We start from the raw sequence: 4,251 nt of genomic DNA, 5'->3' as shown, positions 1-4,251 counted from the left end.
TGTGTATGCAACGGTTATAAGCTCCCCTGAATCATGAAGCCCAACACTTGGAGTAAGGGTATGAAGATATACGCCGAAGGCACAAACAAAAACCAGCAATCCTAAATACCTTTCCATCCCATATCATAAATCTTAGAGATAGAGAAACCACAAATACACACCAATAAAACACCAATTAACACTAAATTCGTGTCTCATTCGTGTCCATTCGTGTTCCAAAACCAGCCAGCATAAAGGTTTTCTCATTATCTTTTATGGATTTTCCAATACTTTATCATGAATCCCAATTTTTCTTAAAATTATGATATCATTCTCAATTTGAAATGTCATTCTATATTTTACAGTAACATATGCCTCCCATTTATCCTTGGTTCCCTTAATCTTATGAACCTGCAAAGAAGGATGTTTAAGATTAGTTGCCAAAAAACCAATTTGTTTATCCGCCACCTTCTTTATCTCTTTAGGCAAAACCTTATAATCATCCTTAAAAGGCTCTGGAATTCTTAATCTCATTTATTTAGCCATTCTAAAGCCTGGTTTGGATCATCAAAATCACAGTACTTGCCTTCACGAAGTGCTGTATCAACCAGATTTTCTCCCTTTTGCCATTCCTCGGTCCAAAAATATGCCTGGGAAGGCTCAGTTGTTTTAAACCTTAAAAAACGGATGAAATCTGCCACTTCACAAACAGCATAATCGGGCAATCTTTCTAATTCTTCCAAAACCTCTTTTTTTGCAACGCTTTCTATTTTAACCACCCCCTTTCAAACCCTCTTTAATCTTTTGATACATTTTGGATTTTGCATATCCAATATCACAATAGCTTATTGTCCCTTTTGCATTACTTCCACTAAACTTAATCATCTTCCAATCCCCAGCCGCAGGCGATGTTGCCCCTTCATCCCCATTGGTATCTCCAACAATATCATCTTTCAACGATGTAAAAGTAATCGTCCCAGACTCTGTTCCAACAGCATTCAATGTACCATAAACAGTAAGCGATGTATTAGCGGCAAACTTCACCACTACGCCTGGCTCAATAGTTAAAGTTAGGGTAGAGGGCACATAGCTATCCTCTGTAATTACATAGGGATGGCCTGCGAGGGTCCAGGTGCCATAGTAAGAACTGGGATGGGCAATTGTTGCAAAAAGCAAACCCAACAAACTAAACAAAAGTTTCTTATTCATTGTTTCTTAAGTATGGCAAGATTTTGTCTTGCCTGGATATTATTTGGCTCAAGTTTAAGAATTGTCTCAAACTTCTTTATTGCCTTATCCTTCAAGCCTTTTTCAAAATAAACAACCCCTAATTGACCGTGAAGGTTAATATTTTCTGGAGATAACTTTAATCCCTTTTCAAATTCAAAAATAGCCTTATCTAAATCTCCCTGCTGATGAAAGGTGTTGCCAAGATGATAAAGAACACTGATAAAAAATGCAATGGCTACTTCACGCTCTTTTTTTGCTTTATCCATGCCCAATTTATTTAATAGTTCAATAGCTCTTTCAAACTCTCCAATAGCCAAGTTATGCTGTTGGAAAAGGGCATAATAATTTCCTCTAGTATCAAAAGTACGGCCATAAAGCAAGATTATTTGAATTATACCCCTATCTTCAAGAGAAATATTTTCCTTCACAAAAAATTTTATCTCCCTAATCTTAAAATCCACCTTATTTGTAAGGATTTCTTCATACACCTTTTTGTCATCTACCTTTTCTACTACCCTCCAAAAAATTCCTTCTGGAATTAAACTGTAAGCTTTATACATTTCCATTAACCTTTCATCGTACCTTACATAAAGTGGCCTATTTTTCAGATTATTCTCTATAATTTGAATATATATAGGACTTGTAAGATTTATATCAGAATACTTTTCTTTAAGTTCATTTATATAATATTGAAAAGGTAAAAGGTTTATCTCAACAACTGCCACATCGTTGCGTAGATTTTCAATATTTTGAAGATACCAAAATAAAAAGATAGGTTGATCTATTCTACCTTCCAAAAAAACCAAAGCCTTATCTCTTAAAGGGTCTAACATATTCCTTCCATAATCATAGGCAATATAATGGTCAGAGTGGTCGGAGGAATGGTAATTTGCTTTGCACTGCTGGATGGGAAGAATAAGAAAAAGCAGAGAGAGGGCGGTTTTAGGGATTAGGGAATAGGGAATAGGGATTAGTTTAGAAGAAAGAGAAAGTAGAGAAAAAAGAAAGTAGCCAATTAAAAGGCAAAGGATAAGAAATGAAGGGATGTAATAATCCTCAATGTTTGAGATGTCGTATCTTATAGCAAGAAGCATGTTTGTAATTGCCATCAACAATAAGAATACACCAAGTTTTGGGCTTTTTGCAAGCAGGAATATAAGGCCAAGAAGACCAAGGAAAATGAGCCAGATATTGAATTGATGGGTAAAAAAGCCAAGATGGGGGATAATTCGGGATTTTAAGCTTCCAATAGACAATGCTACTACATTCCTTTGATAGCTCTTTGCACTTAAATGCTCAACAAACCTTTGCCAGTTATCAGGGCAGCCCCAGTTAAGGGGAGGGTGCATGCTTGAGCGGATAGGGAGATATAGCCATAGGGTAAGGGGAAGGAGAAAGAGAAAAGCCATTGTTAAAAGAGTTTTGAGTTTTGATCTTTAAGTTTTGAGTTTATTCCCCTTCCTTGAAGGGACCTCAGGCGAAGCCTGACGGGGTAGGTGGAACTTCGACAAAAACACCCCGTCTGCTCCGCAGACACCCCTCTGAAAGAGGGGAACAGCCAGGATAAAGAAAAGACTTGCAGGGACAAGGTAGATTGTCTGGAAGTGGTGGGTGAAGGATAGGCCTAAGATAAAGGAAAACAAATAAAGAAGTCTGGAGTCTGGAGTCTGGAGTCTGGAGTCTTGCCACTTAAGCAAAACAAAGACAAGCAGGCTGAAGAAGAAGGCATTTAGGGTATATTTCTCAGCAATTACTGCTTGTTCCCAAAATGTGGGAGAGAAGGCCAAAATCAAAGATGCAACAACGCTTGAAATTATTCTTCCGTTCTTCCGTTCCTCCGCTCTTCCGCTCACTTTTAAGGTGATAAAATAGGTCATCATTACAGCAAGGGAGGCAAATAATGCTGATTGCATATTCATCCTAAAGGCAATGCTTCCAATTGGTATAATAGTTGTCCAAAGCTTGCCAAGTAGGGTATAAAGGGGATAGCCTGGGGGATGGGCAATGCCTAATGTGTATGCAACGGTTATAAGCTCCCCTGAATCATGAAGCCCAACACTTGGAGTAAGGGTATGAAGATATACGCCGAAGGCACAAACAAAAACCAGCAATCCTAAATACCTTTCCATCCCATATCATAAATCTTAGAGATAGAGAAACCACAAATACACACCAATAAAACACCAATTAACACTAAATTCGTGCTCATTCGTACCTCATTCGTGCCTCATTCGTGTTCCAAAACCCTAAAACCTTTTTCATCTCGCAAAGGCGCAAAGGAAATAAGGGGTATAAGTTCCCAATCTTTTTTGCGTTCTTTGCGTTCTTGGCGTCTTTGCGAGACAATAAAGCCTTCTTTATTCGTGTTCATTCGTGGTTTATTCGTGTTCATTCGTGTTTCCAAAACCAAAAAATAAAAACCTTCTTCATTCCCTAAACCCTATCTTCTTTACCTCTTTAGCTGGTATGGCTAACAAGCTTTTTATAGCATCAAAGACAATCTTAAACTGCTGGTCATATTTCTCATGTTTTCTTTCCATAGCCTCAATCCTTTTCCTTAATTCTTCATTGCTTGCTACCATTTGCCTTATCTTTGTAAAGACCCTCATAATTTGAATATTTACAGAAATTGCCCTTTCACTATTAAGCACAGATGATAACATAGCTACGCCATTCTCTGTAAAGGCATAAGGAAGCTTCCTTGTTCCACCCCATCTTGATATTCCAAAATGGAAGATCAAGTCATTAAATTCCTCCTTAGTCAATTGAAACATAAAATCCAAAGGAAATCTGCCTAAATTTCTCTTTACAGCCTTATTTAGATTGCCAGTAGTTACCCCATAAAGCTCTGCCAGGTCTCTATCAAGCATAACCTTTAGTCCTCTTACAAAAAGAATCTTGCCTTCTATCCTCTCTAGTAACTATTCAGTATATCGTATTTTATATGTTTGGCTGTTTTAAAATTCATCCATTCTATAATAAATCCCAAATCCCAAGTTCAAATGTCAAAAAAATGTCCAATTTCCAATGTCCAATATCATT

At 37.4% G+C, this 4,251-nt stretch carries 6 protein-coding genes; all 6 read right to left on the bottom strand.

The window, feature by feature from the left end; translation table 11 throughout:
• Positions 1 to 252 precede the first annotated feature (252 nt).
• Complete coding sequence (locus AB1630_10780) at positions 253 to 513, bottom strand: hypothetical protein (GenBank protein ID MEW6104275.1); 261 nt, start codon at positions 511 to 513, stop codon at positions 253 to 255.
• Positions 510 to 758, bottom strand: a complete 249-nt coding sequence (locus AB1630_10775; protein MEW6104274.1) for a hypothetical protein — start codon at positions 756 to 758, stop codon at positions 510 to 512. Before AB1630_10775 ends, AB1630_10780 begins: the two co-directional genes overlap by 4 nt.
• Complete coding sequence (locus AB1630_10770; protein MEW6104273.1) at positions 751 to 1,188, bottom strand: hypothetical protein; 438 nt, start codon at positions 1,186 to 1,188, stop codon at positions 751 to 753. The genes AB1630_10775 and AB1630_10770 overlap by 8 nt, the downstream gene beginning before the upstream one ends.
• On the bottom strand, positions 1,185 to 2,618 hold the full coding sequence (locus AB1630_10765) for a tetratricopeptide repeat protein (GenBank protein MEW6104272.1): 1,434 nt from the start codon (positions 2,616 to 2,618) through the stop codon (positions 1,185 to 1,187). Before AB1630_10765 ends, AB1630_10770 begins: the two co-directional genes overlap by 4 nt.
• A gap of 27 nt (positions 2,619 to 2,645) precedes the next feature.
• Complete coding sequence (locus tag AB1630_10760; protein MEW6104271.1) at positions 2,646 to 3,338, bottom strand: DUF2723 domain-containing protein; 693 nt, start codon at positions 3,336 to 3,338, stop codon at positions 2,646 to 2,648.
• 297 nt (positions 3,339 to 3,635) lie between these two features.
• Entirely contained in the window at positions 3,636 to 4,118 is a 483-nt protein-coding gene (locus AB1630_10755; GenBank protein MEW6104270.1) for an ORF6N domain-containing protein, read from the bottom strand.
• Positions 4,119 to 4,251: the final 133 nt, after the last annotated feature.

The organism is bacterium, assembly GCA_040753555.1.
Taxonomy (GTDB): Bacteria; UBA9089; UBA9088; order UBA9088; family UBA9088; genus JBFLYE01.
Note: the sequence above shows the minus strand (reverse complement) of the source record. Positions and strands in the feature narration are given on the sequence as shown.

Excerpts from the sequence above, each read along its gene's own strand:
- AB1630_10780 (MEW6104275.1), bottom strand. The coding sequence starts at position 513 with ATGAGATTAAGAATTCCAGAGCCTTTTAAGGATGATTATAAGGTTTTG.
- AB1630_10770 (MEW6104273.1), bottom strand. The coding sequence starts at position 1,188 with ATGAATAAGAAACTTTTGTTTAGTTTGTTGGGTTTGCTTTTTGCAACA.
- AB1630_10765 (MEW6104272.1), bottom strand. The coding sequence starts at position 2,618 with ATGGCTTTTCTCTTTCTCCTTCCCCTTACCCTATGGCTATATCTCCCT.
- AB1630_10760 (MEW6104271.1), bottom strand. The coding sequence starts at position 3,338 with ATGGAAAGGTATTTAGGATTGCTGGTTTTTGTTTGTGCCTTCGGCGTA.